Raw genomic sequence first — 25,939 nt, forward strand, 5'->3', positions numbered from 1 at the left:
AACAGATCGGCGTGCCACGTCTCATAGTCCGCGACGTCGTCGAAGCACTGCCTGTAGCAATCCCAGACCCGCTCCGCGGGCGCGTGCGACCGCTCCAGTACCTCGATGACCGGACCGCTCACAGGCGCTCCACCCATCGCTCGAGATCCCGCGCGCGGCGGAAAAGCAGGACGGGTGGTGCTGCGGGATCCGCGGCCCACGCGCGCATCCGTGCCCGCTTGCGGGCCCAGGACGCGAAGTGCCAGCGGATGATCGACTCGCGCGAGAGCTGCACCTTCCAGGTCTCGACGTTGCCCTGGAAGACCTCCTCGCGCGTCCTGATGCGTCGCAGCGTGCGGCGGATCAGCCGCTGCAGCGAGAACCAGCGCGGGTAGTCCAGCCCCACGATCAGCTCGACGCGCGGTATGACGCGGTCCTTCCAGCTGCTGTAGGCGCTGTCGAGGATCCACGCTTCCTGCGCGACCACGTCGTCGACCAGCGCGATCTGCTCGGCCAGCGGACGGTTGACCCATCCCGGCAGCCAGCCGATCTCATCCGCCAGAGTCACCGGGATGCCGAGCCGTTCGCCGATCCGCAGTGCCGCGGTCGACTTGCCAGAACCGGTGACGCCGTACAGCAGGATGCGATGCGGCACGGGGGCCGTCGGATCGCCCGCGCTCACGCGCCCACGTACGCCGCGAGGTGCTCCCCCGTCACCGTCGACTTCGCGGCGACGAGGTCCGCGGGTGTGCCCTCGAACACGATCCGCCCGCCGTCGTGCCCGGCCCCGGGGCCGAGGTCGATGATCCAGTCGGCGTGCGCCATGACCGCCTGGTGATGCTCGATCACGATCACCGTGCGGCCCGCGTCGACGAGTCGATCCAGAAGCCCGAGCAGGTTCGCGACGTCCGCGAGGTGCAGGCCCGTCGTCGGCTCGTCGAGGACGTAGACGTCGGCCTTCTCCCCCATCTGGTTCGCGAGTTTGATCCGCTGCCGCTCGCCGCCGGACAGGGTCGACAGCGGCTGGCCGAGCGTCAGGTAGCCGAGCCCGACGTCCTCCAGACGACCCAGGATGGCCGCGGCGGCCGGGATCTTCGCCTCGCCCTCGGAGAAGAACGGGCGAGCCTCGCCGACCGGCAGATCGAGCACCTCCGTGATGTCCTTGCCGCCGAGCTTGTAATCGAGCACGCTCGCCTGGAACCGCTTGCCGCCGCAGTCCTCACAGGGCGTCTCGACCGTGTCCATGAAGCCGAGCTCCGTGATGATCACGCCCGCGCCCTTGCACGTCGGGCACGCGCCCTCGGAGTTCGCGCTGAACAGCGCCGGTTTGACGCCGTTGGCCTTCGCGAAGGCCTTGCGGATCGGCTCGAGCAGCCCCGTGTAGGTGGCCGGGTTGCTGCGCCGCGAGCCCCGGATCGCGCCCTGGTCGATGGCCACGACGCCGTCGCGCGGCGAGACGGATCCGTGGATCAGCGAGCTCTTGCCGGACCCGGCGACCCCGGTCACGACCGTCAGGACGCCCAGCGGGATGTTCACGGACACGTCCTGCAGGTTGTGGGACGTGGCGCCGCGCACCTCGATCGCCCCGGTGGCCGAACGGACCGCCGGCTTCAGCGACGCGCGGTCGTCGAGGTGCTGGCCCGTGAGCGTGCCGCTGATCTTGAGGCCGTCCACGGTGCCCTCGAAGCAGATCGTGCCGCCCGCGCTGCCGGCGGCAGGGCCGAGGTCGATCACGTGGTCGGCGATCGCGATGGTCTCCGGCTTGTGCTCGACGACCAGCACCGTGTTGCCCTTGTCGCGCAGCTGCTCGAGCAGCCCGTTCATGCGCTGGATGTCGTGCGGATGCAGCCCGATGGTCGGCTCGTCGAACACGTACGTGACGTCGGTCAGGGACGATCCGAGGTGGCGCAGCATCTTGATCCGCTGCGCCTCTCCCCCGCTGAGCGTGCCCGACGGCCGCTCCAGGCTGAGGTACCCGAGGCCGAGGGTCACGAACGCGGCGAGGTTCGCGCCGAGGGCGGTCAGCAGCGGGCCCGCGCCCGGCCTGTCGAGCCCGCGCACCCAGTCCGCCAGGTCGGTGACCTGCATGCGGCACGCGTCGGCGATGCTGATCCCGTCGATCTTCGACGAGCGCGCGCCCTCGGTCAGGCGGGTGCCGTCGCACTCCGGGCACGTCGCGAAGGTCGCCACGCGCTCCACGAACGCACGGATGTGCGGCTGCAGCGCGTCGAGGTCCTTCGACAGCATCGCCTTCGTGATCTTCGGGATCAGGCCTTCATACGTCATGTTGATGCCGGAGATCTTGACCTTGGTCACCTCGCCGTACAGGAACATCTGCCGTTGCTTCTCGCTGAAGCTCGAGATGGGCTTGTCCGCGGGGTAGAAGCCCGACAGCGAGAAGCCCTTCACCATCCACCCGTCGGCCGTGTAGCCGGGCACCATGATGGCGCCCTCGTTCAGCGACTTCGACTCGTCGACGATCTGCGCGAGGTCGATGTCCGACACGGCGCCGCGTCCCTCGCAGCGCGGGCACATGCCGCCGAGGTAGATCGCGTCCTTCACGATCTTCTTCTCGCCCTTGGGCCCCGTCATCACGCCGCTGGCCTTCTGCGTCGGGATGTTGAACGAGAAGGCCGTGGGACCGCCGATGTAGGGCTCGCCCAGCCGGCTGAACAGGATGCGCAGCATCGCGTTCGCGTCGGTGACCGTCCCGACCGTGGAGCGCGGGTTCGCGCCGAGCCGCTCCTGGTCGACGATGATCGCGGTCGTCAGCCCCTCGAGCACGTCCACGTCCGGGCGGGGCACGGACGGCATGAAGCCCTGCACGAACGCGCTGTACGTCTCGTCGATCATGCGGCGCGACTCGGCGGCGATCGTGTCGAAGACCAGCGAGCTCTTGCCCGATCCCGACACGCCCGTGAACACCGTCAGGCGTCGCTTCGGGATCTCGACGCTGACGTCCTTCAGGTTGTTCTCGCGCGCGCCCTGCACGCGGATGAGGTCATGGGTGTCGGCGGGATGCACCGGCGCTCCTTAGGGTCTGGCTCGGGGACGGGGGTGGGCTCAGCCGCGCTGCTGGATGCGGATCATGTTGCCCGCCGGATCGCGCAGGGCGAAGTCGCGCAGGCCGTAGTCCTGGTCGATCGGCTCCTGCACGATGTCCACGTCGGGCATGGCCTGGATCCTCTCGAACACGGCATCGACGTCGGGCGTCGCGAGCACGATCCCGGCGAACGTGCCCTTCGCCATCATCTCGGAGATCGTGCGCCTCTCGTCGTCCGTGATGCCGGGATCGACCGCCGGCGGCGTGAGCACGATCGACGTGTCCGGTTGGCCGGCGGGGCCGACCGTGATCCAGCGCATGGTCTCGTAGCCGACGTCGAGGCGCACCTCGAAGCCGAGCACGTCGCGGTAGAAGGCGAGCGAGGCCTCCGGATCGGTGTGCGGAAGGAAGCTGGCGTTGATGGTGATGTCCATGTCGGTCACGCTATCCGGGCGCTCTCGCGCCGCGCTTCTCGATTCCTGACCGGTCTCGTGACCGACTTCACGACGAGCGACGGCAGACCGCCGAAGCCGTCCTGCGCCTCGCGGCGGTAGACGCTCGGCGGCATGCCGACCAGTTCGGTGAACCGCGAGCTGAAGGTGCCGAGCGACGCGCAGCCGACCTCGAAGCAGACCTCCGTGACCGTCAGATCTCCGCGCCGCAGCAATGTCATGGCGCGCTCGATGCGCCGCGTCATCAGGTACGCGTAGGGCGACTCGCCGTAGGCCGCCTTGAACTGGCGGCTCAGGTGCCCGGCCGACATGTGCACGCCGCGCGCGAGCGCCTCGACGTCCAGCGGCCGCGCGTACTCGCGATCCATCCGGTCGCGCACGCGTCGCAGCAGCGCCAGCTCGCGCAGGCGGGCTTCATCGACGTCCCTGGCCACGAGTCGATCGTGCCACGGCTCGCCGCCGCCGGCCTACGCCCGCGGCGCCTCGCCTTGGGCGAACTTGGGCGCCGGGGGCTCCCACGTCTCGAGCGCCCGGATGAGCCCGCGCGGCGTGGAGACGACGATCAGCGAGTCTCGGAACGTGTCCGCGACGAAGCCCTCCTCCACCATCCGGTCGACCATCGTCAGCATCGGCCGCCAGAACCCGCGCACGTCGTACACGGCGACGGGCTTGCGGTGGATGCCGAGCTGCAGCCACGTCCACACCTCGAAGAACTCCTCGACCGTGCCGATGCCGCCGGGCAGCGCGACGAACGCGTCGGCGAGCTCGGCCATGCGCATCTTCCGCGCGTGCATATCGGGCACGATCTCGAACGTCGTGAGATCCGGATGCGCGATCTCCTTGTCGACCAGCGCCTCGGGCATCACGCCGTGCACCTCGCCGCCGGCCTCGCGCGCCGCGGTGGAGACGGCGCCCATGAGCCCGACGTTGCCGCCGCCGTACACCACGCCCATGCCGCGGGCCGCGAGCGCCTGCCCCACATCGACCGCGGCGCGCGCGTACGCGGGATCGGCTCCCGCGGACGAGCCGGTGAAGACCGTCACGCTCCGAATCGGGGCGGGGCTGCGCGGTGCCGGTGCGGTGCTCATGACCCCACCCTACGGACGCCGTAGGTTGGAGAGGTGATCCCCTGCGCCGAGCCGCTCGTCCAGGCCGCCCCGGCGGCGCCCCCGCAGTCGTGATCGGCGTCCTGACCGGCTTCGCGGTCGTCGGCCTCGCGATCGTGACCGGCTACATCGTCGCGCGGATCGACCTGCTCGGCGAGCACGCGCAGTACGTCCTGAGCCGGCTGACCTTCTTCGTGCTCAATCCGTTCCTGCTCTTCACTGTCCTTTCGGATGCGGACCTCACGCTGCTGTTCTCGGCCCTGCTGCCCGTGTCGATCCTGGCCGCGTTCGCGATGTTCCTGGTCTACGGCCTGATCGCGAAGCTCGCGTGGAGGCGCTCGCTCGGCGAGATCGTGCTCGGCGCGCTCGGTGCCGGCTACGTCAACGCGAACAACATCGGCATCCCCATCTCGACCTACCTGCTCGGCAGCGGCGCCTACTCGGCCCCGGTGATCCTCGTCCAGCTGCTGGTGATCACGCCCATCGTGCTGGCGATCCTGGACAGCGTCTCGAGCGGCGGAGCGGCAGGATGGCGGGGCCTCGCCCGCGCGCTGCGGCGGTCGCTGCGCAATCCGATGATCATCGGGGCCGCGCTCGGGCTGCTCGTCGCCGTGACCGGCATCGAGCTGCCCGCCATCGTCACCGAGCCCATCGGCCTGCTGGCCGGGGCCGCGGTGCCGGTGCTGCTGCTGAGCTTCGGCATGTCGCTGTTCGGGAAGCGCGTGCTGACGACGCAGGCCTCGCGTCCCGACGTGCTGCTGGCGACCGCGATGAAGCTGCTCGTCATGCCAGTGACCGCCTGGGCCCTCGGCCTGCTGTTCCACCTCGACGCGCACGCCATGCTCGTCGTGGTCGTGCTCGCGAGCCTGCCCAGCGCGCAGAACGTGTTCAACTACGCCCAGCGCTACGGCGTGGGCGAGGTGCTCGCGCGCGACGTCGTGTTCCTCACGACGTTCGGCTGCATCCCGACCGTCTTCGCGGCCGCGGTGCTGCTCGGCGGCTGAGACAGGTCACGCCGCCGCCGGTGCCGAGCGAGCCGCGGGCGAGTCGAGACGACCCGCCTCAGCCCTCCAGCGCGCGCAGCAGCCGCTCGGCCTTCCAGCGCGACTCGACGTACTCGTCGTCCGCGGTCGACTGCACCGTCACGCCGCCGCCCGTGCCGAGCCTGTAGGTGCCGGATCCGTCGGTGAGGAGCGTCCGGATGATCACCCCGAGATCCGCGCGCCCGTCGCCGGCGATCCAGCCGAGCGCCCCCGCGTAGGCGCCGCGAGGCGTCCGCTCGACCTCGTCGATGATCTGCATGGTCCGCAGCTTCGGGGCGCCCGTCATGGAGCCCGCGGGGAACAGGGCCCGCAGCGCCTCGAGGGATCCGACGTCCTCGCGCAGGACGCCGCGCACCGTCGACACCAGCTGGTGCACGGACGCGTAGGACTCGACCGCCATGAGCGACGGCACCTCGACCGTCCCGACCTCGCACACCTGCGACAGGTCATGGCGCAGCAGGTCGACGATCATGAGGTTCTCCGAGCGGAAGCGCTGGTCGGTGCGCAGCAGCTCCGCCGCCGCGGCGTCCTCCTCCGGCGTCGCGCCGCGCGGGGTCGTGCCCTTGATCGGCTTCGCCTCGAGAGTCCGCCGCTCCCCCGCTCCCCCGGAGATCCGGGCGTAGCGCTCGGGCGAGGAACCGGCGACGAAGGCGCGCGCGCCGGGCACGTCGTGCTGCAGGTAGGCCGCGTACGGCGCCGGGTTCACCGCCCACAGCCCCGCGAAGACGTCGAGCGGCGCGAGCGCGCTCGGCGCGGACGCCCGGTAGGTGAGGTTGACCTCGTACGAGTTGCCGGCGTGCAGATGCTCCTGCACAGCGTCGAACGCCTCTCGGTACCACGAGGGGGCCGGCTCCGAGGCGGCCGCTCCCCCGGCCACCTCATCGGGCGCGATCGGCAGCTCGAGGCGCTCGACGTGCGAGGGGCGCATCCACACCGCGTCGGGCAGGACGCCGTCCGGACGGGCGGGCAGGTCGGCGCGCGCGGCGTACCCGAAGTAGCCGAACCAGCGGTCATCGGGCGTGCCCGCGGCGAGCTCGACCTCGAGCGCCGCGAAGACGTCGTCTCCCACGACCTCCGCGCGTCCGCCCGCGTGCCGCGTCACCTCGCGCCGGGCCGCGTCGTACGTCAGCGACACGTCCTCCGGATCGAGCCACGCGAGCTGGGGGCCGCCGTCACCGGCGTGCATCCAGGCGCACCGGCCGCTGCGAGCGGCCTCCGCGATCCGGTCCCTCACGCCGCACCCAGGAAGTTGCGCACGATCCGCTCGCCGTGCTCGGTCAGGACCGACTCGGGGTGGAACTGCACGCCCGCGATCGGCAGCCGCCGGTGCGCGACGCCCATCACGAGGCCGGTGCGCTCGTCCGTCGCCGTCACGACCACGTCATCGGGCAGCTCGAGCGCCGCGAGCGAGTGATACCGGATCGCCCGGAAGCCGTCGGGGACGTCCGCGAACAGTCCGGCCCCGTCGTGCCGCACGGTCGCGTCGATGCCGTGCCCCGGGTCGACGCGCTCGACGCGACCGCCGAACGCCGTCACGATGCCCTGCATGCCGAGGCACACGCCGAGCACGGGCCGCTCCCCCGCCCGCAGCACCTCGCGCCCCACGGCGAAGTCGTGCGGATCGGCAGGATGCCCCGGTCCCGGCGAGAGCACCACGAAGTCGTGCGCGAGCACCTCGGCGGCCGTGCACTCGTCGTGCTCGACGACGCGCGGCAGGCCGCCGGTCACCCCGGCGATGAGATGCACGAGGTTGCCCGTGTAGCTGTCGTGGTGGTCGACGACGACCACATCGTGCGAGGGCATGCGCCTATTCTGCGGTGCCGCGGGACATGCCAGGCGCCGGCGGTCTCACTCGGCGGCGAAGGCGCTGACGTCGCCGACCAGGCGCGTGTTGTCCGCCGGCACCGGATCGACCGCGGCCTGAGCGACCTCGGCGGCGAACTCCGACACGTTGTAGAGCTTGCCCGCGGACTCGCGGCGCTGGGCGATCGCCCCCGGGTTGGCGCGCTCGAGCAGGGTCGCCGTGATGGTGCCCTCGATCATGTCGCCCGACACGACGGTGAGGCCGATCCCCTTCTCCGCGAGCGACGGGATCAGCTCGCGCAGCGCGTCCTCGCCGGCGCGCTTGGACAGCGCGACGGGCTCGTACTCGGGCATGGTCGGCGTGGTGCGGATGAAGTGCGCCTGGTGGCTCGTGACGAACACCACGCGCGATCCGGCCGTGAGCAGCGGCAGCGCCGCCTGCAGCGCGCCGACCTGCGCGTCGCGGTTGAGCGTCAGCGCGTAGTCCTCGGCCATGCCCGACTCCATGCCGCCCGAGGCGTTCAGCACGAGGATGTCCAGCGTCCCGAACTCGTCCTTCACGGCGGCGAACATCGCCTCGACCGACGCGGGGTCGGTGAGATCCGCGCCCACGACCAGCGCGCGCACGCCGAGCTCGCGCACCTCGGCGGCGAGCTTCTCCGCGCGGGGCGCCTTGTTGCGGAAGTTGATCACGACGTCCGCGCCGCCCTGCGCGAGGTAGCGGACGGTGTCGGCGCCGATACCCCGCGACGATCCCGTGACGAGGGCGACCCTGCCCGTGAGCGTGCCGGTGGCGATGGGCTGCGAGGGGGCGTCGGTCACGAGATCTCCTGAGGTCGGACGGCGGATCGGACGGGCCGGATGGGGACATCCGGCGCCGCCGGGGTCTGTTCGACAGTACCAACGGGGCCGCCCCGAGCCCTGTCGCGAGGCTCCAATGTCGCGTCCCTCCCGTTGTCCGGCGCGGCACCTCACGGCCGCTGATAGTGTGCGGAAAAAGGGAGGCGGGCGATGGAGTTCTTCTCGTTCATCGAACAGTGGTCATGGGTCGGGTGGCTCGTCCTGATCGCCCTCTTCCTGGCCATCGAGGTGATGGCCGGAGAGATGACCTTCCTGATGCTCGCGCTGGGTTCGCTCGCCGGCATCGTCGCCGCGGTCGCGCGGGCGCCGCTGTGGCTGCAGGTGATCGTCGCGGCGGCCGCGGCCGTCGCGTTCCTCGGCCTGCTGAGGCCGCCCCTGCTGCGTCGCCTCCAGCGCAGCTCCGATCCCGAGAAGTTCAACGTGGAGCGGCTCATCGGCCTCGACGGCGTCGTCACCGAGACGGTCACGGCCCTCGGCGGCCGCGTCAAGCTCGCCAACGGCGACGCGTGGACCGCCCGCGTCCAGCACGGCAGCGACCTGCCGCCCCAGACCCCCGTCGTGGTGGCCGCCATCCAGGGCGCCACCGCCATCGTCACCCCCGCCGGCGCCCCCGCCCCGACCCAGGAGAGCTGACCCATGGATGCCCTCGGACCGATCCTGCTGTGGATCCTCGCCATCGCGGTCGTGATCTTCGTGGTCACGATCCTCGTGCAGGCGATCCGCATCGTGCCGCAGAGCGAGGCGTTCATCATCGAGCGCCTCGGCCGGTACCACCGGACGCTGTTCGGCGGCCCGCACCTTCTGGTGCCGATCATCGACCGGGCCCGCTCGCGCGTGGACCTGCGCGAGCAGGTGGTCTCCTTCCCGCCGCAGCAGGTGATCACGGAGGACAACCTGTCGGTCGCGGTGGACGTCGTCGTCTACTTCCGGGTGACGGATCCGCGCGCAGCGACGTACGAGATCGCGAACTACCTCGGCGCGGTCGAGCAGCTGTCGATCACGACGCTGCGCAACGTGGTCGGCGGACTGAATCTCGAGGAGGCGCTGGTCAGCCGCGATCTCATCAACGCCAAGTTGAGTGCGACGTTGGACGAGGCGACCGGCCAGTGGGGCATCAAGGTCGGCCGCGTCGAGATCAAGGCCATCGACCCGCCCGCCACTCTGCGCGACGCGATGGAGAAGCAGATGCGCGCCGAGCGGGACCGCCGCGCGGCGATCCTGACCGCCGAGGGTCAGAAGCAGTCGCAGATCCTCGTGGCCGAGGGTGCGCGGCAGGCGGAGATCCTCAAGGCCGAGGGCGACAAGCAGGCCCAGGTGCTGCGCGCGCAGGGCGAGTCTGAGGCGATCCAGAACGTCTTCGACGCGATCCACGCGGGCGCGCCGGACGAGAAGCTGCTCGCCTACCAGTACCTGCAGACGCTTCCGAAGCTCGCGGAGAGCCAGTCGAGCAAGCTGTGGATCATCCCGAGCGAGCTCACCGAGGCCCTCAAGGGCATCGCGAGCGGCTTCGGGCGCGGCGCGTCCCCCGCCGATCGCGCGTGACGCACCCCTACCTGCTCGGCGCGGCGCACCCGCGCGTGCTCGCGCACCGCGGCCTCGTCGTGCCGGATCAGCACATCGCCGAGAACTCGTTCGCCGCGATCGCCGCGGCGCACGCGGCCGGGGCGGAGTATGTCGAATCGGACTGCCACGTGACCTCGGACGGGCACGTGGTGCTGTTCCACGACGAGACGCTCGAGCGCGTCACGGGCGATCCGCGCGCCGTCCGGGACGTGCCGCTGCGCGAGCTCGAGCAGCAGATGGCGGCACGGGGCGGGCTCGCGACGCTCGCGCAGTCGCTCGAGTCTTTCCCCGGCACGCGGTTCAACCTCGACGTCAAGGCCGCCGCGGCGGCGGTGGGCGTCGGCCGCCTGGTCGCGGAGGACGCGCACCGCGTGCTGGTGACGAGCTTCTCCGACGACCGGCGGCGCATCGCGCTCGCGGCCGCCGCGCCCGCGCGGCCGGCCACCTCCCCCGGCTCGCGCACACTGACGCGTCTCGTCGCCGCCGTCGGTGCGGGCATCCGGCCCGTCGCGATGCGACTGTTGGATGGCCTGGACGCGCTGCAGATCCCGGAGCGGCAGGGCATCATCCAGGTGCTCACGCCGCGCCTGATCCGCTGGGCGCACGAGGCCGGCGTGGAGATCCACGTCTGGACGATCAACGATCCGCAGCGCATGCGCGACCTCGTCGCGATGGGCGTCGACGGCATCGTCACGGATCGCGCGGACGTCGCGCTCGAGACGCTCACGCGCTGATCCGCCTCCCCTGCGTCATGACGCTGGGATTCGCCTGAGAAAGGCGGCCTGCGGTCCGGTCTTCGGATGATGCGCACAGCCGGGAGCGTTATACCTGGGACCGACGAGAGGACCACACAATGGCAGATCGCAGCCTTCGCGGAATCCGACTCGGCGCCCAGAGCCTCCAGAGCGAGGAGGGCGTCGTGTTCATGGAGCGCGCCCAGTACACGTACCACTGTGCCGCGTGCGACCGCGACACCACCCTCACCTTCGCCGCCGACGCCGAGGCGCCCGAGACCTGGGAGTGCCGCACGTGCGGCTCCGAGGCCCTGCTCCGCGTCGAGGGCGGCACGGTCGAGGTCGACCACAGCGGCGACAAGGTCGCCCGCACGCACTGGGACATGCTGCTCGAGCGGCGCACGCTCCCCGAGCTCGAGGAGATCCTCGCGGAGCGCCTGGCGTTCGTGCGCGCGCGCCGCGGCGCCGGCGAGGACCCGACGCGCGCCAAGTCGGCCTGATCCGACTTCCGACGACGACGCCGGCCCCTTTCGGGGTCGGCGTCTTTCGTTCATCCGCCGCCCGCCATCGTGGCACGCGCGTCGTGAGCATCCGCCGTGCTCCAATAGGCTGGGCGCATGGCGAAGAGCGTGGACCGGGCCGTCGGCATCGACATCGGCGGCACCGGCATGAAGGCGGGGATCGTGGACCTCGCGAAGGGCGAGCTGCTCAGCGACCGCGTCCGGATTCCCACCCCCGACGGAGCGAAGCCCAAGGACGTTCTGGCGACCGTGAAGGAGCTCCTCGAGAAGCTCGGCCCGGACGCCGCGGATCTCCCCGTCGGCATCTGCTTTCCGACCATCGTGAAGAACGGCCGAACGCTGTCGGCCGCGAACGTGTCGAAGAAGTGGCTCGACTTCGAGGCCGACGCGTTCTTCGAGGAGGGCCTGGGCAAGCCCATCCACTTCGTGAACGACGCCGATGCGGCGGGACTCGCGGAGCTGCGCTTCGGCGGCGCGAAGGACCAGCAGGGCCTGACGATCCTGACGACCCTCGGCACCGGGATCGGCGGCGCGTTCCTGTTCAACGGCCAGCTCGTGCCGAACGTCGAGATCGGCCACCTGCAGTGGAACGGCGAGTCGATCGAGAAGTACGCCGCCACGTCTGCGCGCGAGCGCGAGGGCCTCTCGTGGGAGGAGTGGGCCGGGCGCCTGCAGGAGTTCTACGACCACCTCGAGTTCCTGTTCTCCCCCGATCTGATCCTGATCGGCGGCGGCGTGTCGAAGAACCCCGAGAAGTTCCTGCCCCGCATCAAGACGCGCGCGGACATCCGCGTCGCGACGCACGCGAACAACGCGGGCATCATCGGAGCCGCGTCGCTCGCGCTCTGACTCCGCACGCAGACGCGCCCGGATCCTGATCGGATCCGGGCGCGTCTGCGTGGTCGGAGGCGAATGGGCCGGCCTGTACGCCGGGTTCTGTTCGGGGGCTCGCGCCCCGTCGACGACCATCTCTCTCGGCGGCACGTTGCCGTGACGCTCTAGCGACCTACCCGAGGACTCGGCGGGCCGCGTCAACATCCTCTGTCTGGTCTTGCTCCGGGCGAGGTTTACCGAGCGGATCGCGTCACCGCGACCCCTGGTGGTCTCTTACACCACCGTTTCACCCTTACCGAGACGAGCTCGGCGGTCTGCTTTCTGTGGCACTGTCTCGCGGATCGCTCCGGGTGGGTGTTACCCACCGCCCTGCCCTGGGGAGCCCGGACGTTCCTCGGCGCGCGACGGCGGACCGTCCGCGACGCGGTCGTCCAGCCGACCCATTCGCACCCGCCAGTCTACGGCGTGCGAGCTGTCAGTCCTTCCCGGCGCTGTCGGAGATCCGCAGGTCGAGGGGGAAGTCGATGGGGAACGAGCCGAACAGCAGCCGGCCAGCGGCCTCGGCGGAGGCGCGCAGCGCATCGGCGGCGGCCTCGGCCTGCTCGGCGGGCGCGTGCACGAGCACCTCGTCGTGCAGGAAGAACGCCAGGTGCGCGCGGCGCGCGAAGGCGGCGCCGGATCGCGGGGCGCCGTGATCCGGATCGACCGGCGGAAGCTGCGCCAGGCGCAGCCGGAGATCGGCGAGCCACGCGAGCGCCCACTCGGCCGCCGTGCCCTGCACGATGAAGTTGCGCGTGAACCGACCGCGATCGCGCGCGATGCGCCGCGCTCGGGTCTCCTCGGCCGCGGAGGCGCCGGCGCGGCCCTGCGCGGTGCGCCACGCGTCGTCGGGCCCGGGCGACGTGCGACCGAGCCACGTCGCCACCCGTCCGCCGTCCTCGCCCGTGCGCGCGGCGGCGTCGACGAGGCCCATCGCCTGTGGGTAGACCTTCCGCAGGCGCGGCACCAGGCGCCCGGAGTCGCCCGTGGTCGCGCCGTACATCGCGCCCAGCACCGCGACCTTCGCCTCGGCCCGCGTCGCCACGGCGCCGTCCGCGACGATGCCCGCGTACAGATCCCGGCCTCGCGCGGCGTCGGCCATCCGCTCGTCCCGCGCCATGGCGGCGAGCACCCGCGGCTCGAGCTGCGCGACGTCGGCGCCCACGATCCGCCAGCCGGGGTCGGCGCGCAGCGCGTCGCGCAGCTGCCGGGGCAGCTGCAGCGCGCCCCCGCCGGATGACGCCCAGCGGCCCGTCACGACGCCGCCCGGCACGTAGACGGGCCGGAAGCGCCCGTCGTGCACCCACTCGTCCAGCCATGCCCAGCCGTTCGCGCTCAGCAGGCGGGAGAGCCGCTTGTACTCCAGCAGGGGCGGGATCGCCGGATGGTCGACCTCGCGCAGCTCCCACTTGCTCGTCGACTCGACGAGGATCCCGGCGTTGTGCAGCGCGCGCAGCAGGCGCGGCGGCGAGTCCAGGGCGAGCGACGGGTCCTCCAGCGCCGCGCGGACCTCCGCGGCGTGGTGCGCCATCCGCTCGGGCACGCCACCGGCTCCGCGCCGGCCCAGGACGTCCGTCAGGATCCGCCGGTGGTGATCCGCGTCCCAGGGGACGCCCGCGACGCGCATCTCGGCCGCCACGAGGGCGCCCGCCGACTCGGCCGCGAGCAGCAGGCGCATCCGGCCCGGGTCCGCCGCGTGCGGCACCGCGGCGTCCTGTCGCTCGAGCTCGTCGACCACCTCGCGGACATCGTCGCGACCGCGCACCGGGGCGGGCGCGTCGAGCGCGAACAGCGCGTCGAGATCCGGCGCGCCGCCCGTCCCCGCCGCTGCGTCCCACGCGGTCGCCGCGCGCAGCGCCGTCGCCTCGGGCACCGCGTCGCGCAGGATCGCGTGGCCCAGGCGAAGGTCGTGGCACCGCGTCACGCGCACCCCGGCCGCCAGGAGCGCCGGATACCACTCGGCCGTGCTCGACCAGATCCAGCGCACGCCGCGGCCGCTCGCGGCCCCCTCGGCCTCCCGCTCGGCCACCCAGGCGGGCAGCTCCGCAGCAGTCAGCGGGCGGCGTCCGCGCTCCCCGGCCCGGTCGAGCACCACGGCGACGATTCCGCCGTCCGCGGCGCGACCCAGCGCGATCCGCTCGGCGTCGGCCCACGGCGACGGCGCGGATGACGCGTCGACGCCCGGCTCAGAGGACGGCGTCACCCCCGGCGGCCTCCGGCGCCCGCGCCGAGCCGAGGTCGCGGCGGAAGCTCGCGCGCGCGTCCATCGACTCGTTGGCGGCGGCATCCGCGAGCTTGTTCTCGTTGCGCGGCACCCACTCGAAGGTCACGGTGCGCCCCGCCACGAGCTCGCGGGCACGGCGCGCGAGCGTCTGCATGTCGGGGTGCTTGATCTTCCAGCGGCCGGTCATCTGCTCGACCACGAGCTTCGAGTCCATGCGCACGTGGATCGCGTCCGGGTCGCGCTCCAGCGCGGCCTCGACCCCCGCGATCATGCCGTTGTACTCGGCCACGTTGTTCGACGCGACGCCGACGTAGACGCCGACCTCGCTCAGCACGCTTCCCGTCGCGGGATCGATCACGACCGCTCCGCCGGCCGCGGTGCCGGGGTTGCCGCGCGAACCGCCGTCTGCCTCGACGATGAGCGTGCGGGTCACAGGCCGGATTCCGCGGTGCGCACCATGATGCCGCCGCACTCGGGGCACAGCGCCACCTCGTCCGCGGGAGTCGAGCGCAGCACCGCGAGGTCGCTCGGCGCCAGGTTCATGTTGCACGCGCCGCACATTCCGCGGGTGAACACCGCCGTGCCGGTCCCGCGGGCGGCGAGCCGCTCGTAGAGGGCGAGCAGGTCGGCGGGGATCCGGCCGGCGACCGCGCCGCGATCGCGCGTGAGGGCGTCGATGTCGCTCGTCGCCTTCGCCACGAGCTCCTTCGCCTCGCCGCTGAGGCGCTGGCCCTCGGACGTGACCTCGTCCATGAGCGCCTGCTGCTCGGCGAGCGCCGCGTCGGCGGCCTCGAGCTTCTCCATGACCTCCAGCTCGGCGTCCTCGAGGTCGCTGCGACGCCGGTCGAGGCTCGCGATCTCGTGCTCGAGGCCCTGCGCGTCCTTGGGGCTCGTCGCGACGTTCAGGCGCTCCGCGTCGCGCGCGCGACGGGCGCTCACGACCTCGACGTCGCCCTCGATCCGCTTCAGCTCGGCGCGGAGGTCGTCCCGCGCGCCGGCGCGATCGGCGAGCTCGCGCCCGAGGCTCGTGCGCCGCGCGATCAGCTCCTGCACGCGCGCCGCCTGCGGCGGGTTCCTGCGCACGGCCTCGGCCTGCGCGAGGCGGCGGTCGATGTCGACGACGTCGAGCAGGAGGAGCTGGTCGGCAGGGCTGGCTTTCACCCCTCCAACCTACCCCGCGGGCGCATCGCTCACGGGGTCGCCCGCCCGCCCCGCGTGCCTCATCCGCGGGCCGTCCGCAAGCCCCGTGCGCGCTCGGGGGTGCGCCCGTACCGTCGGACGCGGACGGGACGAAGGCCCGAGAAGGAGAGAACCGATGACGCGCTTCGGCTACACGCTGATGACCGAGCAGAGCGGCCCGCGCGAGCTCGTGCGCTACGCGGAGCAGGCGGAGGACGTGGGCTTCGACTTCGAGGTCTCGAGCGACCACTACTCCCCCTGGCTGGTCAGCCAGGGACACGCGCCGTACGCCTGGACGGTGCTGGGCGCCGTCGCGCATGCCACCTCGCGGGTCGAGCTGATGACCTACGTGACCTGCCCGACGCTGCGCTACCACCCCGCGGTCGTGGCCCAGAAGGCCGCGACCCTGCAGCTGCTGTCGGAGGGCCGCTTCACGCTGGGCCTCGGCGCGGGCGAAAGCCTCAACGAGCACGTGGTCGGCGAGGGCTGGCCCGGCGTGGCTCAGCGGCAGGACATGCTCGCGGAGGCCATCGAGATCATCCGCGCTCTGCACACCGGCGACCTCGTCACGTACGACGGCGCCTACTTCCGCGTCGACTCCGCGCGGGTCTGGGATGCGCCGGACGGCGGCGTCCCGATCGGCGTGGCCGTGTCGGGCGAGAGCTCGCTGTCGAAGCTCGCACCGCTCGGAGACCACATGATCGCGGTGCAGCCCGAGGGCGACCTCGTCACGGGATGGGACGAGCACCACGGCGCCGGATCGCGCAAGATCGGGCAGGTGCCGATCAGCTGGGATCCGGATCGGGATGCCGCGATCACCCGCGCGCACGATCAGTTCCGCTGGTTCGGGGGCGGCTGGGCCGTGAACGCGGATCTGCCGACCCCGGCCGGCTTCGAGGCCGCGTCGCAGTTCGTCCGTCCGGAGGACGTCGCCGCCGCGATCCCGTGCGGACCGGATCTGGACGCGCTCGCGGAGGGCGTGCGCCCGTTCCTCGACGCCGGCTTCACCGACATCGCGATCGTGCAGATCGGCGACGAGAAGCAGCAGCAGTTCCTGGATGAGGCGGCCGGGCCGCTGCTGGAGCGCCTGCGCGCCCTGTGAGGCCTACGCCGATGGTGGGCCCTGCCGGGATCGAACCGACGACATCCACGGTGTAAACGTGGCGCTCTACCAGCTGAGCTAAAGGCCCTCGCCACGAGTCTACGGGCGCGCGTCAGCCGATCCGGACCTCGTCGCCCACGTGGATCACACCGCCGGATCCGGCGGGCAGCAGCAGGATCCCGAGGGTCGGCTCGGTCTGGCCGACCTCGCGGGTCAGGGTCGGCAGCAGGCGGGCGTCGCGCTCACCCGTGTCGGGGTTGGCGTGGATCGCCAGGCAGCGCACGATCGGCTTCTGCACCTCGAAGGCGACGTCGCCGATCCGGACCCTTCCCGCCCACTCGAGCTCCGCCCAGGCGTCGACGCCCTGGATGACGATGTTCGAGCGGAAGCGCCGGTCGTCCACCGGGGCGTCGACGAGCGCATCCAGCGCGGCGACCGAGGACGCGCTGTGGGCGGAGACGAAGCCGCGCGCCCGGTCCTGGAACCGGGAGGTCTCGCCGTCGCCGACCAGCGTGAGCGGCAGTCGTCCGCTCGCGCGCAGTCTCCGCGCGTCGGGCGTGCCGAGCACGTACCCGGTCACCGCCTCCGACAGTCGGCGGCGTCCCTCGGCGTCCAGCCCTTCCTCCGCGAGCGGTGCGCCGTCGACCTCCAGGCGCAGCCGCCGCCCGTCCCAGTCGAGGCGGACGCGCGCCAGCGACGGGAAGTCCATGAGCGAGAGCCCGCGGCTCTTCGGCCAGTGGTCGAGGCCGTCGCGCTCCTCCGGCTCGGCCGCGTCCGCGAAGCGGAACGCCAGCACGCGGTCCCCTTCGATCCGCCCGCCATCGAGCACGGCCAGGCTGTCGCGGGCCTCGGGAGTGAAGCCCTTCACGGGGTAGCGGTAGAGGGCGCTCACGAACGGCACCCGTCCATCCTGCCCTGCCCAGGAGGGCTAGGCTGAAAGGCGATCACGCGTGCGCCCTGACCCGTCAGCGCACGCGCAGGTATGTTCGCGAGGCACGATCTGCCCCGCTCGACGAAAGGTCATCCGGTGGCAGTACACGACCAGGATCCGTACTCGCAGGGACCGCAGGACAGCGACCCGGAGGAGACCAGCGAGTGGCAGCAGTCGCTGGATGAGCTCGTCGACGCGAAGGGCCACCAGCGCGGTCGCGAGATCATGCTGAGCCTGCTGAAGCGCTCGAAGGATCTGCACCTGGGCGTGCCGATGGTCCCGACGACCGACTACGTCAACACGATCGCGCCCGAGGACGAGCCGGAGTTCCCCGGCGACGAGGAGCTCGAGCGCCGCTACCGCTCGTGGATCCGCTGGAACGCGGCCCTCACCGTGCACCGCGCGCAGCGCCCCGGGATCGGCGTCGGCGGCCACATCTCGACGTACGCGTCGTCCGCCTCGCTGTACGAGGTCGGCTTCAACCACTTCTTCCGCGGCCAGGACCACCCCTCCGGCGGCGACCAGATCTTCATCCAGGGCCACGCCTCCCCCGGCCCGTACGCCCGCGCGTTCCTCGAGGGCCGCCTGTCCGAGGCGCAGCTCGACGGCTTCCGCCAGGAGAAGTCGGCCGGCGCGAACGGCATCCCGTCGTACCCGCACCCTCGCCTGATGCCCGAGTTCTGGCAGTTCCCGACCGTGTCGATGGGTCTCGGACCGATCAACGCGATCTACCAGGCGATGACGAACAAGTACCTCGCCAACCGCGGCATCAAGGACACCGCCGACAGCCATGTCTGGGCGTTCCTCGGCGACGGCGAGATGGACGAGGTCGAGAGCCGCGGACAGCTGCAGGTCGCCGCGAACGAGGGCCTCGACAACCTCACGTTCGTGATCAACGCGAACCTCCAGCGCCTCGACGGCCCGGTGCGCGGCAACGGCAAGATCATCCAGGAGCTCGAGAGCTACTTCCGCGGCGCCGGATGGAACGTCATCAAGGTCATCTGGGGCCGCGAGTGGGACGAGCTGCTCGCCCGCGACGACGACGGCGCGCTGCGCAACCTGATGAACGTCACCCCCGACGGCGACTTCCAGACCTACAAGACCGAGTCCGGCGCGTACGTGCGCGAGAACTTCTTCGGACGCGACCCGCGCGCGCTCGAGCTCGTCAAGGACTACAGCGACGACCAGGTCTGGGGCCTGCGTCGCGGCGGCCACGACTACCGCAAGGTGTACGCGGCCTTCAAGGCGGCTCAGGAGCACAAGGGCCAGCCGACCGTCATCATCGCCCACACCATCAAGGGCTACGGCCTCGGGCCGCACTTCGAGGGCCGCAACGCGACCCACCAGATGAAGAAGATGACGCTGGACGACCTGAAGCTCTTCCGCGACACCATGCACATCCCGGTCACGGACAAGCAGCTCGAGGACGACCCGTACCGCCCGCCGTACTACCACCCGGGCGAGAACGACGAGACGATCCAGTACATGCTGGAGCGCCGCCGCGCGCTCGGCGGCTTCCTGCCGGAGCGCCGCAGCAGGTACACGCAGATCCCCCTGCCGCAGGACAAGGACTACGCCCTGCTGAAGAAGGGCTCGGGCACGCAGGAGATCGCGACGACGATGGCGTTCGTGCGCCTCGTGAAGGACCTCCTGCGCGTCGACGGGTTCGGCAACCGCATCGTGCCGGTGATCCCGGACGAGGCGCGCACGTTCGGCATGGACTCGTACTTCCCGACCGCGAAGATCTACAACCCGAACGGCCAGAACTACACGTCGGTCGACCGCGCGCTGCTCCTGGCCTACAAGGAGAGCCCGCAGGGCCAGATCATGCACGTGGGCATCAACGAGGCCGGCGCGATGGCCGCGTTCACCGGCACGGGCACGTCGTACGCGACGCACGGCGAGCCGCTGATCCCGATCTACATCTTCTACTCGATGTTCGGCTTCCAGCGCACGGGCGACGCCCAGTGGGCCGCGGGCGACCAGATGGCGCGCGGCTTCATCATCGGCGCGACCGCGGGTCGCACCACCCTCACGGGCGAGGGCCTGCAGCACGCCGACGGACACTCCCACCTGCTCGCGTCGACGAACCCCGCCACGGTGTCGTACGACCCGGCGTACGGCTACGAGATCTCGCACATCGTGCGCGCGGGCATCGAGCGGATGTACGGCGGCCAGCACGAGGACCCGAACGTGATGTACTACATCACCGTCTACAACGAGCCGATCGTGATGCCGGCCGAGCCGGAGGGCGTGGACGTCGACGGCATCCTCCGCGGCATCCACCGCATCTCCGAGGGCACGGGTGACGGACCCCGCACGCAGCTGCTCGCATCGGGCGTCGGCGTGCCGTGGGCGCTCGAGGCGCAGGAGCTGCTCAAGAAGGATTGGGGCGTCGCCGCCGACGTGTGGTCGGTCACCAGCTGGACCGAGCTGCGCCGCGACGGCCTCGCCGCCGACGAACACAACTTCCTCCACCCCGAGGCCGAGCCGACGACCGCGTACATCACCGACAAGCTCAAGGACGCCGAGGGCCCGGTCATCGCGGTCAGCGACTTCATGCACGCCGTGCAGGACCAGATCCGTCCCTGGATCACGCAGCGCTACCTGACGCTCGGCGCCGACGGCTTCGGCTTCTCGGACACGCGCGCCGCGGCACGCCGGTTCTTCAAGATCGACGGCCCCTCCATGGCGGTGCGCGCCCTGCAGGGGCTCGCGGACGAGGGCAAGGTCGACCGCGCCGTCGTCGGCCAGGCGATCGAGAAGTACCGCCTGCACGACGTCAGCGCCGGCACCTCGGGCAACGCCGGCGGGGAGAGCTGAGTTCACGCGTGAGTCAGGACGCCACGCCCGCCCGGGGGACGGCATCGACCGAGGGGGCCGTCCTCGACAGGGCGGCCACCCTGGCGTGGCTGCGCCGCATCTCGGGTGACCTGGCGACGGCGACCACGACGCGGCTCGAGCAGTCGCTGTCGTGGTACGCCGGGATGCCGCCCGCGCGCCGATCCGCCGTCGGCCTCGTGGCGCAGGCGGGCATCACGTCGTTCATCCAGTGGTTCGACGACCCCACGTCGACGCCGTGGATCGCCGCCGACATCTTCGCCGCCGCGCCCCGGGAGCTGCTGCGCAGCGTGAGCCTGCAGCAGACGCTGCAGCTGATTCGGATCACGGTGGAGGTCGTCGAGGAGCGCGTCGCGTCCAAGAGCGAGGACCTCCGCGAGGCCATCCTGCTCTACTCGCGCGAGGTCGCCTTCACGGCCGCCGACGTCTATGCCCGCGCGGCGGAGTCGCGGGGGCTGTGGGACGCGCGACTGGAAGCCCTGGTCGTCGACTCGATCCTCACGGGCGAGGCCGACGAGGAGCTGCCGAGCCGGATCGCGGCGCTTGGCTGGCACGGGCACGGACAGGCGTGCGTGCTGGTCGGCACCGCTCCCCCGCAGTTCGACGTCGACCAGGTGCGGCGCACGTCGCGCAAGCTGGGCGTCGACGTGCTCGTCGGCGTGCAGGGCTCGCGGCTCGTGATCGTGATCGGCCGCGCGCAGGAGGCCGACGCCGACGAGGACACCGAGCCGGAGGGCATGCCCTTCATCGATGTCGCCCGTCAGCTCGAGCCCGCGTTCGGCGAGGGGTACCTGGTGCTCGGCCCGACCGTCCCCGCGCTCGTCGACGCGAGCCAGAGCGCGCGCGCGGCGCTGGCCGGCTTCGCCGTCGCCCGCGGCTGGCGCCACGCTCCCCGCCCCGTCGAGGCGGACGACCTCCTGCCCGAGCGCGCGCTCGCGGGCGATCCGGTCGCGAAGCAGACGCTCGTGGAGAAGATCTACCGCCCGCTCGCGGCGCACTCGACCGATCTCGTCACGACTCTGTGGAGCTACCTCGACAACGGCCGCTCGCTCGAGGCCACGGCGCGCGAGCTGTTCGTGCACCCGAACACGGTGCGCTACCGCCTCAAGCGGGTGAGCGACGTCATCGGGTGGGATGCCACGGGCCCGCGCGAGGCGCTCATCCTGCAGACCGCGCTGATCCTGGGCTCCATCGGATCCGCGGACGTCGGCCGCCGCCGCACGGCGGTGCGTCGCCCGCGCGACGGCTCGGCCCGCTGACGCGGCGGAGCGTCGGCCGAGCCATCGATCCGCGCGGCGCGAGCGCAGGGAGCACACAGCCCCTGTAAGGCGCGCACAAAGGATCCGAGCATTCTTGTACCGCGACCGCCAGCATGCGGTCGCGCGGTTCGGCAGACTTGACGGGTGATCGTCGTCGTCTGCCCTGGACAGGGCTCGCAGACCCCCGGCTTCCTCGCGCCCTGGCTCGAGCTCGACGGCGCGGCCGAACGCCTCGCCGCGTTCTCGGACGCCGCGCAGGTCGACCTCATCGCCCATGGCACCGACTCGGATGCCGACACCATCCGCGACACGCGCATCGCGCAGCCGCTCATCGTGGCGGCCAGCATCCTCGCGTGGGAGCAGCTGACGGCGGGTGACGCCCGCCCGGCCGGCGTCGCCGGACACTCCGTCGGCGAGATCGCCGCCCTGGTGGCCTCGGGCGTCATCGATGCCGACACCGGCATGCGCCTGGTGGGTGTGCGCGGCCGCGCGATGGCGGATGCCGCCGCGCTCGTCGAGACCCGCATGAGCGCCGTCGTGGGCGGCGACGAGGCGCAGGTCCTGCAGGCGATCGCGGACAACGGGCTGAGCCCCGCGAACTACAACGGCGGCGGTCAGATCGTCGCGGCCGGCGAGCTGCCCGGTCTCGCGGCCCTGGCCGAGAACGCCCCCCGCGGGGCGCGGGTGATCCCGCTGCAGGTCGCGGGCGCGTTCCACACGCGCTTCATGGCGCCCGCGCAGGCGACGCTGAAGACCGCCGTCGACGACATCGCCGCGGTCGGCCACCCGCACATCGCGCTCTGGACCAACAGCGACGGCGGCACCGTGGACAACGGGCCGCGCGCGCTCGAGCTGATCGTGCACCAGATCGCGAACCCCGTGCGCTGGGACCTCTGCATGGCCTCCTTCGCGGAAGAGGGCGTGACCGGCATCATCGAGCTCGCTCCCGCGGGCGCGCTCGTGGGCCTCGCCAAGCGCGGCCTGCGGGGCGTGCCGAGCGTGGCCGTCAAGACGCCCGAGGACCTCGCCGCAGCGCTCGAGCTGCTCGCGGCGTGACGACGGCCCGACCCGAAAGAACGGACGAGACATGACCGTCATCCTCAAGGAGGCCGTCGGCGCCCCGCACTCCCGGATCTACGCGCTCGGCGCCGCCCGCGGCGAGATCGCGGTGCCCAACGACGACCTGATCGGTCCGATCGCCTCGAGCGACGAGTGGATCCGTCAGCGCACCGGCATCATCACCCGTGTGCGCGCCGTCGCGGAGACCGATGCGATCGACCTCGCGACGATCGCGGGCCGGGAGGCCATCGAGCGCGCGGGCGTCGACCCCGCCGACGTCGACCTCGTGATCGTCTCGACCATCAGCAACCCGAAGCAGACGCCCTCGGCGTCCGCGATCGTCGCCGATCGCGTGGGCGCCAACCCCGCCGCCGCGTACGACGTCAACGCCGCGTGCGCCGGCTACTGCTACGCGATCGCCCAGGCCGACGCGCTCATCCGCTCCGGCGCGGCCCGCTACGCGCTGGTGATCGGCACCGAGAAGCTCAGCGACGTCGTCGACCCCACCGACCGCAGCATCTCGTTCCTGCTCGGCGACGGCGCGGGTGCCGCGCTGCTCGGGCCGAGCGACACCCCCGGCGTCTCCGCGTCCATCTGGGGCTCCGACGGCTCCAAGGCCGGTGCCGTGGGGATGAACCACACGCTGACCGAGTTCCGCGACGGCGTCGCGGAGTGGCCGACGCTGCGCCAGGAGGGCCCCACGGTGTTCCGCTGGGCGGTCTGGGAGATGGCGAAGGTCGCGAAGCAGGCCCTCGAGGCCGCCGGCGTCACGCCCGACGATCTCGCCGCGTTCATCCCTCACCAGGCGAACATGCGCATCATCGACGAGTTCGCCAAGCAGCTCGGCCTGCCGGAGACGGTGAGGGTCGCGCGCGACATCGAGACGACCGGCAACACGTCCGCCGCGTCGATCCCGCTCGCGACGCACCGGCTGCTGCAGGAGAACCCCGAGCTGAGCGGCGGCCTCGCACTGCAGATCGGCTTCGGCGCCGGCCTCGTGTACGCCGCGCAGGTGGTCGTCCTCCCGTGACGCCGCGAGGCGCGACCCTAGACTGAACCTCGGTTCCGTCGTCCCCGATCCATTCGAAACATCCTGAGAAAGAGGAGCACCCCATGGCATTCACCACTGACGAGGTCCTCGCCGGCCTGGCCGAGCTGATCACCGACGAGACGGGCATCGCCGCCGAGGAGGTGTCGCTCGAGAAGTCGTTCACCGACGACCTCGACATCGACTCGATCTCGATGATGACGATCGTCGTCAACGCCGAGGAGAAGTTCGGCGTGACCATCCCCGACGACGAGGTCAAGAACCTCAAGACGGTGAAGGACGCCGTCGACTTCATCACGAACAACCAGTGACATCCGCGGTGCCGCGCCCCCTGACGACACGGGCGCGGCACCGGATCCGCTTCATCGGAGCACGAGGAACCAACTCATGAGCAAGCGCATCGTCGTGACCGGCATGGGCGCCACATCGGCGCTCGGCGGCACCGTCCCCGAGAACTGGCAGAATCTTCTCGCCGGCGTGTCGGGGACCCGTTCGCTGGAGCACGACTGGGTCGCCCAGTACGAGCTGCCGGTGACGTTCGCCGCCGAGGCCGTCGTCCGCCCGGAGACCGTGCTGGAGCGCCCGCAGGCCAAGCGCCTCGACCCCGCATCGCAGTTCGCGATGGTGGCGGCGATGGAGGCCTGGGCCGACGCAGGCGCGCCTGACGTCGCGCCCGAGCGGCTCGGCATCGACTTCGCCACCGGCATCGGCGGCGTGTGGACCCTGCTCGACGCGTGGGACACGCTCCGCGAGAAGGGGCCGCGCCGGGTCATGCCGATGACGGTCCCGATGCTGATGCCGAACGCGGCCGCCGGCAACCTGTCGCTGCACTTCGGCGCGCGCGCCTTCGCACGCACGGTCGCCTCGGCCTGCGCGTCCAGCGTGGAGTCGATCGCGAGCGCCTACGAGCACCTGCAGCTGGGTCTCGCGGACGTCGTGATCGCGGGCGGCACCGAGTCGGCGATCCACCCCATCACGGTCGCGGCGTTCGCCTCGATGCAGGCGCTGTCGCGCCGCAACGACTCGCCCGAGACGGCGTCGCGTCCGTTCTCTGTGGACCGCGACGGCTTCGTCATGGGCGAGGGCGCGGCCGCGCTGATCCTCGAGACCGAGGAGCACGCGCTGGCCCGCGGTGCGCGCATCTACGCGCGCCTCGAGGGCACGGCCGTGACGGCGGACGCCCACCACATCACGGCGAACGACCCCAGCGGCGCCGGCGCCTCCCGCGCGGTGCGCCAGGCGCTCGAGCAGGCGGGTCGCGCGGCCGACGACGTCACGCACATCAACGCGCACGCGACGTCGACTCCCGTGGGCGACCCGGCCGAGTACGCCGCGCTGCTGTCGGTGTTCGGCGACCGCGTGCACGACATCCCCGTCTCCGCCACCAAGGCGTCGACGGGCCACCTGCTCGGCGGCACGGGCGCGCTCGAGTCGGTGTTCACGATCCTGGCGCTGCGCGACCGCGTCGCTCCCCCGACGATCAACCTCGTCGATCAGGATCCGGCGATCCCGCTGAAGGCGTCGAGCTCGACGCAGCAGCTGAGCGCCGATCCGCAGCTGGCGATCTGCAATTCCTTCGGCTTCGGTGGACACAACGCCGTCGCGGTCTTCGCCTCGTACGACGGCTGATCCCGTCTCCACGCGCAGAACGGCCCCTGGGTGAACCAGGGGCCGTTCTCTCGTTCCGGAGTGACGCTGTCTCACCCGCCGGGGATCCTCACCGGCAGGCGGTACCGGCGCCGCTCCGTGACCTGTGACGCGGATCGATCGCGGCGCGGCTCAGCCGACCTTGTGGAGCCAGACGACGGGTGCGTCGTCGCTCGCGTGGCGGAAGGGCTCGAGCTCCTGGTCCCACGCGGATCCGAGCGCGATGTCCAGCTCCCGCTGCAGCTCCATCGGATCTCCCGCGGCGACCTCCATGGCATAGCGGATGCGATCCTCGGGGACGACGACGTTGCCCGCGGTGTCCATCTGCGCGAAGTGGATGCCGAGATCGGGCGTGTGCATCCAGCGGCCGCCGTCGCTGCGGGGGGTGGGATCCTCGGTCACCTCGAAGCGCAGGTGCTCCCAGCCGCGGATGCCCGTGGCCAGGGCCGCGCCGGTGCCGGCCGGGCCCTCCCAGTAGAACTCCGCGCGACGCGCCCCGTCGAGCACGGGCTGCTCGGCCCACTCGAAGTTCACGGCACGGCCGAGCGAGCGGCCGACGGCCCACTCGAGGTGGGGGCACAACGCGCGTGGCGCTGAGTGGATGTAGACCACTCCGCGCGCAATAGGTGTCGCCATGATCTCTCCGTTTCGTCAGGTGCGTCTTCCCCTAC

The 25,939-nt window shown here is 71.7% G+C and carries 26 protein-coding genes, 1 tRNA gene and 1 other RNA gene; 13 read left to right on the forward strand and 15 right to left on the reverse strand.

Annotation, left to right across the window (positions count from 1 at the left end; translation table 11 throughout):
* Positions 1–118: 118 nt before the first annotated feature.
* Genes AAD528_RS01450 through AAD528_RS01470 form a run of 5 tightly spaced genes read right to left on the reverse strand, consistent with a single transcriptional unit; the run spans position 119 to position 4,562 of the window.
* Complete coding sequence (locus AAD528_RS01450) at positions 119–661, reverse strand: P-loop NTPase family protein (RefSeq protein ID WP_345750261.1); 543 nt, start codon at positions 659–661, stop codon at positions 119–121.
* On the reverse strand, positions 658–3,003 hold the full coding sequence (locus AAD528_RS01455; RefSeq protein ID WP_345750262.1) for an ATP-binding cassette domain-containing protein: 2,346 nt from the start codon (positions 3,001–3,003) through the stop codon (positions 658–660). The genes AAD528_RS01450 and AAD528_RS01455 overlap by 4 nt, the downstream gene beginning before the upstream one ends.
* 39 nt (positions 3,004–3,042) lie before the next feature.
* Positions 3,043–3,456, reverse strand: coding sequence for a VOC family protein (locus AAD528_RS01460; protein ID WP_345750263.1), 414 nt, complete (start codon positions 3,454–3,456; stop codon positions 3,043–3,045).
* A gap of 5 nt (positions 3,457–3,461) precedes the next feature.
* On the reverse strand, positions 3,462–3,908 hold the full coding sequence (locus AAD528_RS01465) for a helix-turn-helix transcriptional regulator (protein WP_345750264.1): 447 nt from the start codon (positions 3,906–3,908) through the stop codon (positions 3,462–3,464).
* A 33-nt stretch (positions 3,909–3,941) separates the two neighbouring features.
* Positions 3,942–4,562, reverse strand: coding sequence for an LOG family protein (locus AAD528_RS01470; protein WP_345750265.1), 621 nt, complete (start codon positions 4,560–4,562; stop codon positions 3,942–3,944).
* A gap of 89 nt (positions 4,563–4,651) precedes the next feature.
* Here AAD528_RS01470 and AAD528_RS01475 point away from each other — a divergent pair, with 89 nt between their 5' ends.
* Entirely contained in the window at positions 4,652–5,584 is a 933-nt protein-coding gene (locus AAD528_RS01475) for an AEC family transporter (RefSeq protein ID WP_345750266.1), read from the forward strand.
* Between the two features lie 58 nt (positions 5,585–5,642).
* On the opposite strand, the gene AAD528_RS01480 is transcribed toward AAD528_RS01475, so the two are convergent.
* From AAD528_RS01480 to AAD528_RS01490, 3 genes are read right to left on the reverse strand one after another with little or no spacing between them, the layout of a single operon-like run.
* Positions 5,643–6,809, reverse strand: a complete 1,167-nt coding sequence (locus AAD528_RS01480; RefSeq protein ID WP_345750267.1) for an anthranilate synthase component I family protein — start codon at positions 6,807–6,809, stop codon at positions 5,643–5,645.
* A gap of 44 nt (positions 6,810–6,853) precedes the next feature.
* Positions 6,854–7,426 carry an anthranilate synthase component II gene (locus AAD528_RS01485; protein WP_345750268.1) on the reverse strand — a complete coding sequence of 191 codons (573 nt, stop codon included), beginning with the start codon at positions 7,424–7,426 and terminating at the stop codon, positions 6,854–6,856.
* Positions 7,427–7,471: 45 nt separating this feature from the next.
* Positions 7,472–8,248: an SDR family oxidoreductase gene (locus tag AAD528_RS01490; RefSeq protein ID WP_345750269.1), complete on the reverse strand. Its 777-nt coding sequence runs from the start codon at positions 8,246–8,248 to the stop codon at positions 7,472–7,474.
* Between the two features lie 189 nt (positions 8,249–8,437).
* On the opposite strand from AAD528_RS01490, the gene AAD528_RS01495 reads away from it, so the two are divergent.
* The 5 genes from AAD528_RS01495 (at position 8,438) to ppgK (ending at position 11,954) form a co-directional block, all read left to right on the forward strand.
* Positions 8,438–8,920, forward strand: a complete 483-nt coding sequence (locus AAD528_RS01495; protein WP_345750270.1) for an NfeD family protein — start codon at positions 8,438–8,440, stop codon at positions 8,918–8,920.
* 3 nt (positions 8,921–8,923) lie between these two features.
* Positions 8,924–9,829: an SPFH domain-containing protein gene (locus AAD528_RS01500; protein WP_345750271.1), complete on the forward strand. Its 906-nt coding sequence runs from the start codon at positions 8,924–8,926 to the stop codon at positions 9,827–9,829.
* Positions 9,826–10,584, forward strand: coding sequence for a glycerophosphodiester phosphodiesterase family protein (locus AAD528_RS01505; RefSeq protein WP_345750272.1), 759 nt, complete (start codon positions 9,826–9,828; stop codon positions 10,582–10,584). The genes AAD528_RS01500 and AAD528_RS01505 overlap by 4 nt, the downstream gene beginning before the upstream one ends.
* Before the next feature lie 119 nt (positions 10,585–10,703).
* Complete coding sequence (locus tag AAD528_RS01510) at positions 10,704–11,084, forward strand: RNA polymerase-binding protein RbpA (RefSeq protein WP_345750273.1); 381 nt, start codon at positions 10,704–10,706, stop codon at positions 11,082–11,084.
* Between the two features lie 117 nt (positions 11,085–11,201).
* Positions 11,202–11,954, forward strand: coding sequence for a polyphosphate--glucose phosphotransferase (gene ppgK / locus AAD528_RS01515; protein WP_345750274.1), 753 nt, complete (start codon positions 11,202–11,204; stop codon positions 11,952–11,954).
* Between the two features lie 60 nt (positions 11,955–12,014).
* Here ppgK and rnpB read toward each other — a convergent pair.
* The 4 genes from rnpB to AAD528_RS01535 form a co-directional block, all read right to left on the reverse strand.
* Positions 12,015–12,382, reverse strand: an RNA gene (gene rnpB, locus AAD528_RS01520) — RNase P RNA component class A.
* Positions 12,383–12,414: 32 nt separating this feature from the next.
* The gene (locus AAD528_RS01525) at positions 12,415–14,181 is read right to left on the reverse strand and encodes a bifunctional 3'-5' exonuclease/DNA polymerase (RefSeq protein ID WP_375339561.1); all 1,767 of its coding nucleotides are present in this window, start codon (positions 14,179–14,181) and stop codon (positions 12,415–12,417) included.
* A complete protein-coding gene (locus tag AAD528_RS01530; RefSeq protein WP_345750275.1) occupies positions 14,165–14,635 on the reverse strand; it encodes a reverse transcriptase-like protein in 471 nt (156 codons plus the stop codon). Before AAD528_RS01530 ends, AAD528_RS01525 begins: the two co-directional genes overlap by 17 nt.
* Complete coding sequence (locus AAD528_RS01535) at positions 14,632–15,363, reverse strand: zinc ribbon domain-containing protein (protein WP_345750276.1); 732 nt, start codon at positions 15,361–15,363, stop codon at positions 14,632–14,634. The genes AAD528_RS01530 and AAD528_RS01535 overlap by 4 nt, the downstream gene beginning before the upstream one ends.
* A gap of 154 nt (positions 15,364–15,517) precedes the next feature.
* Between AAD528_RS01535 and AAD528_RS01540 the strand changes: the two genes are divergently transcribed.
* Positions 15,518–16,483, forward strand: coding sequence for an LLM class F420-dependent oxidoreductase (locus AAD528_RS01540; protein WP_345750277.1), 966 nt, complete (start codon positions 15,518–15,520; stop codon positions 16,481–16,483).
* A gap of 12 nt (positions 16,484–16,495) precedes the next feature.
* On the opposite strand, the gene AAD528_RS01545 is transcribed toward AAD528_RS01540, so the two are convergent.
* Both AAD528_RS01545 and AAD528_RS01550 read right to left on the reverse strand, forming a co-directional pair.
* Positions 16,496–16,571 (reverse strand) — tRNA-Val (locus AAD528_RS01545).
* 24 nt (positions 16,572–16,595) lie between these two features.
* Positions 16,596–17,384 (reverse strand): MOSC domain-containing protein, encoded by a 789-nt coding sequence (locus AAD528_RS01550; RefSeq protein ID WP_345750278.1) that lies wholly within the window; start codon positions 17,382–17,384, stop codon positions 16,596–16,598.
* Between the two features lie 126 nt (positions 17,385–17,510).
* Here AAD528_RS01550 and aceE point away from each other — a divergent pair, with 126 nt between their 5' ends.
* The 6 genes from aceE to AAD528_RS01580 all read left to right on the forward strand — a co-directional run bounded on the left by aceE (position 17,511) and on the right by AAD528_RS01580 (position 25,250).
* A complete protein-coding gene (gene aceE, locus AAD528_RS01555; RefSeq protein ID WP_345750279.1) occupies positions 17,511–20,237 on the forward strand; it encodes a pyruvate dehydrogenase (acetyl-transferring), homodimeric type in 2,727 nt (908 codons plus the stop codon).
* An 8-nt stretch (positions 20,238–20,245) separates the two neighbouring features.
* Positions 20,246–21,514 carry a PucR family transcriptional regulator gene (locus AAD528_RS01560; RefSeq protein ID WP_345750280.1) on the forward strand — a complete coding sequence of 423 codons (1,269 nt, stop codon included), beginning with the start codon at positions 20,246–20,248 and terminating at the stop codon, positions 21,512–21,514.
* A gap of 144 nt (positions 21,515–21,658) precedes the next feature.
* Positions 21,659–22,570: an ACP S-malonyltransferase gene (locus AAD528_RS01565; protein WP_345750281.1), complete on the forward strand. Its 912-nt coding sequence runs from the start codon at positions 21,659–21,661 to the stop codon at positions 22,568–22,570.
* Positions 22,571–22,601: 31 nt separating this feature from the next.
* Complete coding sequence (locus AAD528_RS01570; RefSeq protein WP_345750282.1) at positions 22,602–23,603, forward strand: beta-ketoacyl-ACP synthase III; 1,002 nt, start codon at positions 22,602–22,604, stop codon at positions 23,601–23,603.
* Positions 23,604–23,686: 83 nt separating this feature from the next.
* Entirely contained in the window at positions 23,687–23,932 is a 246-nt protein-coding gene (locus AAD528_RS01575) for an acyl carrier protein (RefSeq protein WP_345750283.1), read from the forward strand.
* 76 nt (positions 23,933–24,008) lie between these two features.
* Positions 24,009–25,250: a beta-ketoacyl-[acyl-carrier-protein] synthase family protein gene (locus tag AAD528_RS01580; RefSeq protein WP_345750284.1), complete on the forward strand. Its 1,242-nt coding sequence runs from the start codon at positions 24,009–24,011 to the stop codon at positions 25,248–25,250.
* 150 nt (positions 25,251–25,400) lie between these two features.
* On the opposite strand, the gene AAD528_RS01585 is transcribed toward AAD528_RS01580, so the two are convergent.
* On the reverse strand, positions 25,401–25,904 hold the full coding sequence (locus AAD528_RS01585; RefSeq protein ID WP_345750285.1) for a DUF3145 domain-containing protein: 504 nt from the start codon (positions 25,902–25,904) through the stop codon (positions 25,401–25,403).
* Positions 25,905–25,939 lie beyond the last annotated feature (35 nt).

This window comes from Microbacterium rhizophilum (genome assembly GCF_039605615.1).
GTDB classification, from domain to species: Bacteria; Actinomycetota; Actinomycetes; order Actinomycetales; family Microbacteriaceae; genus Microbacterium; species Microbacterium rhizophilus.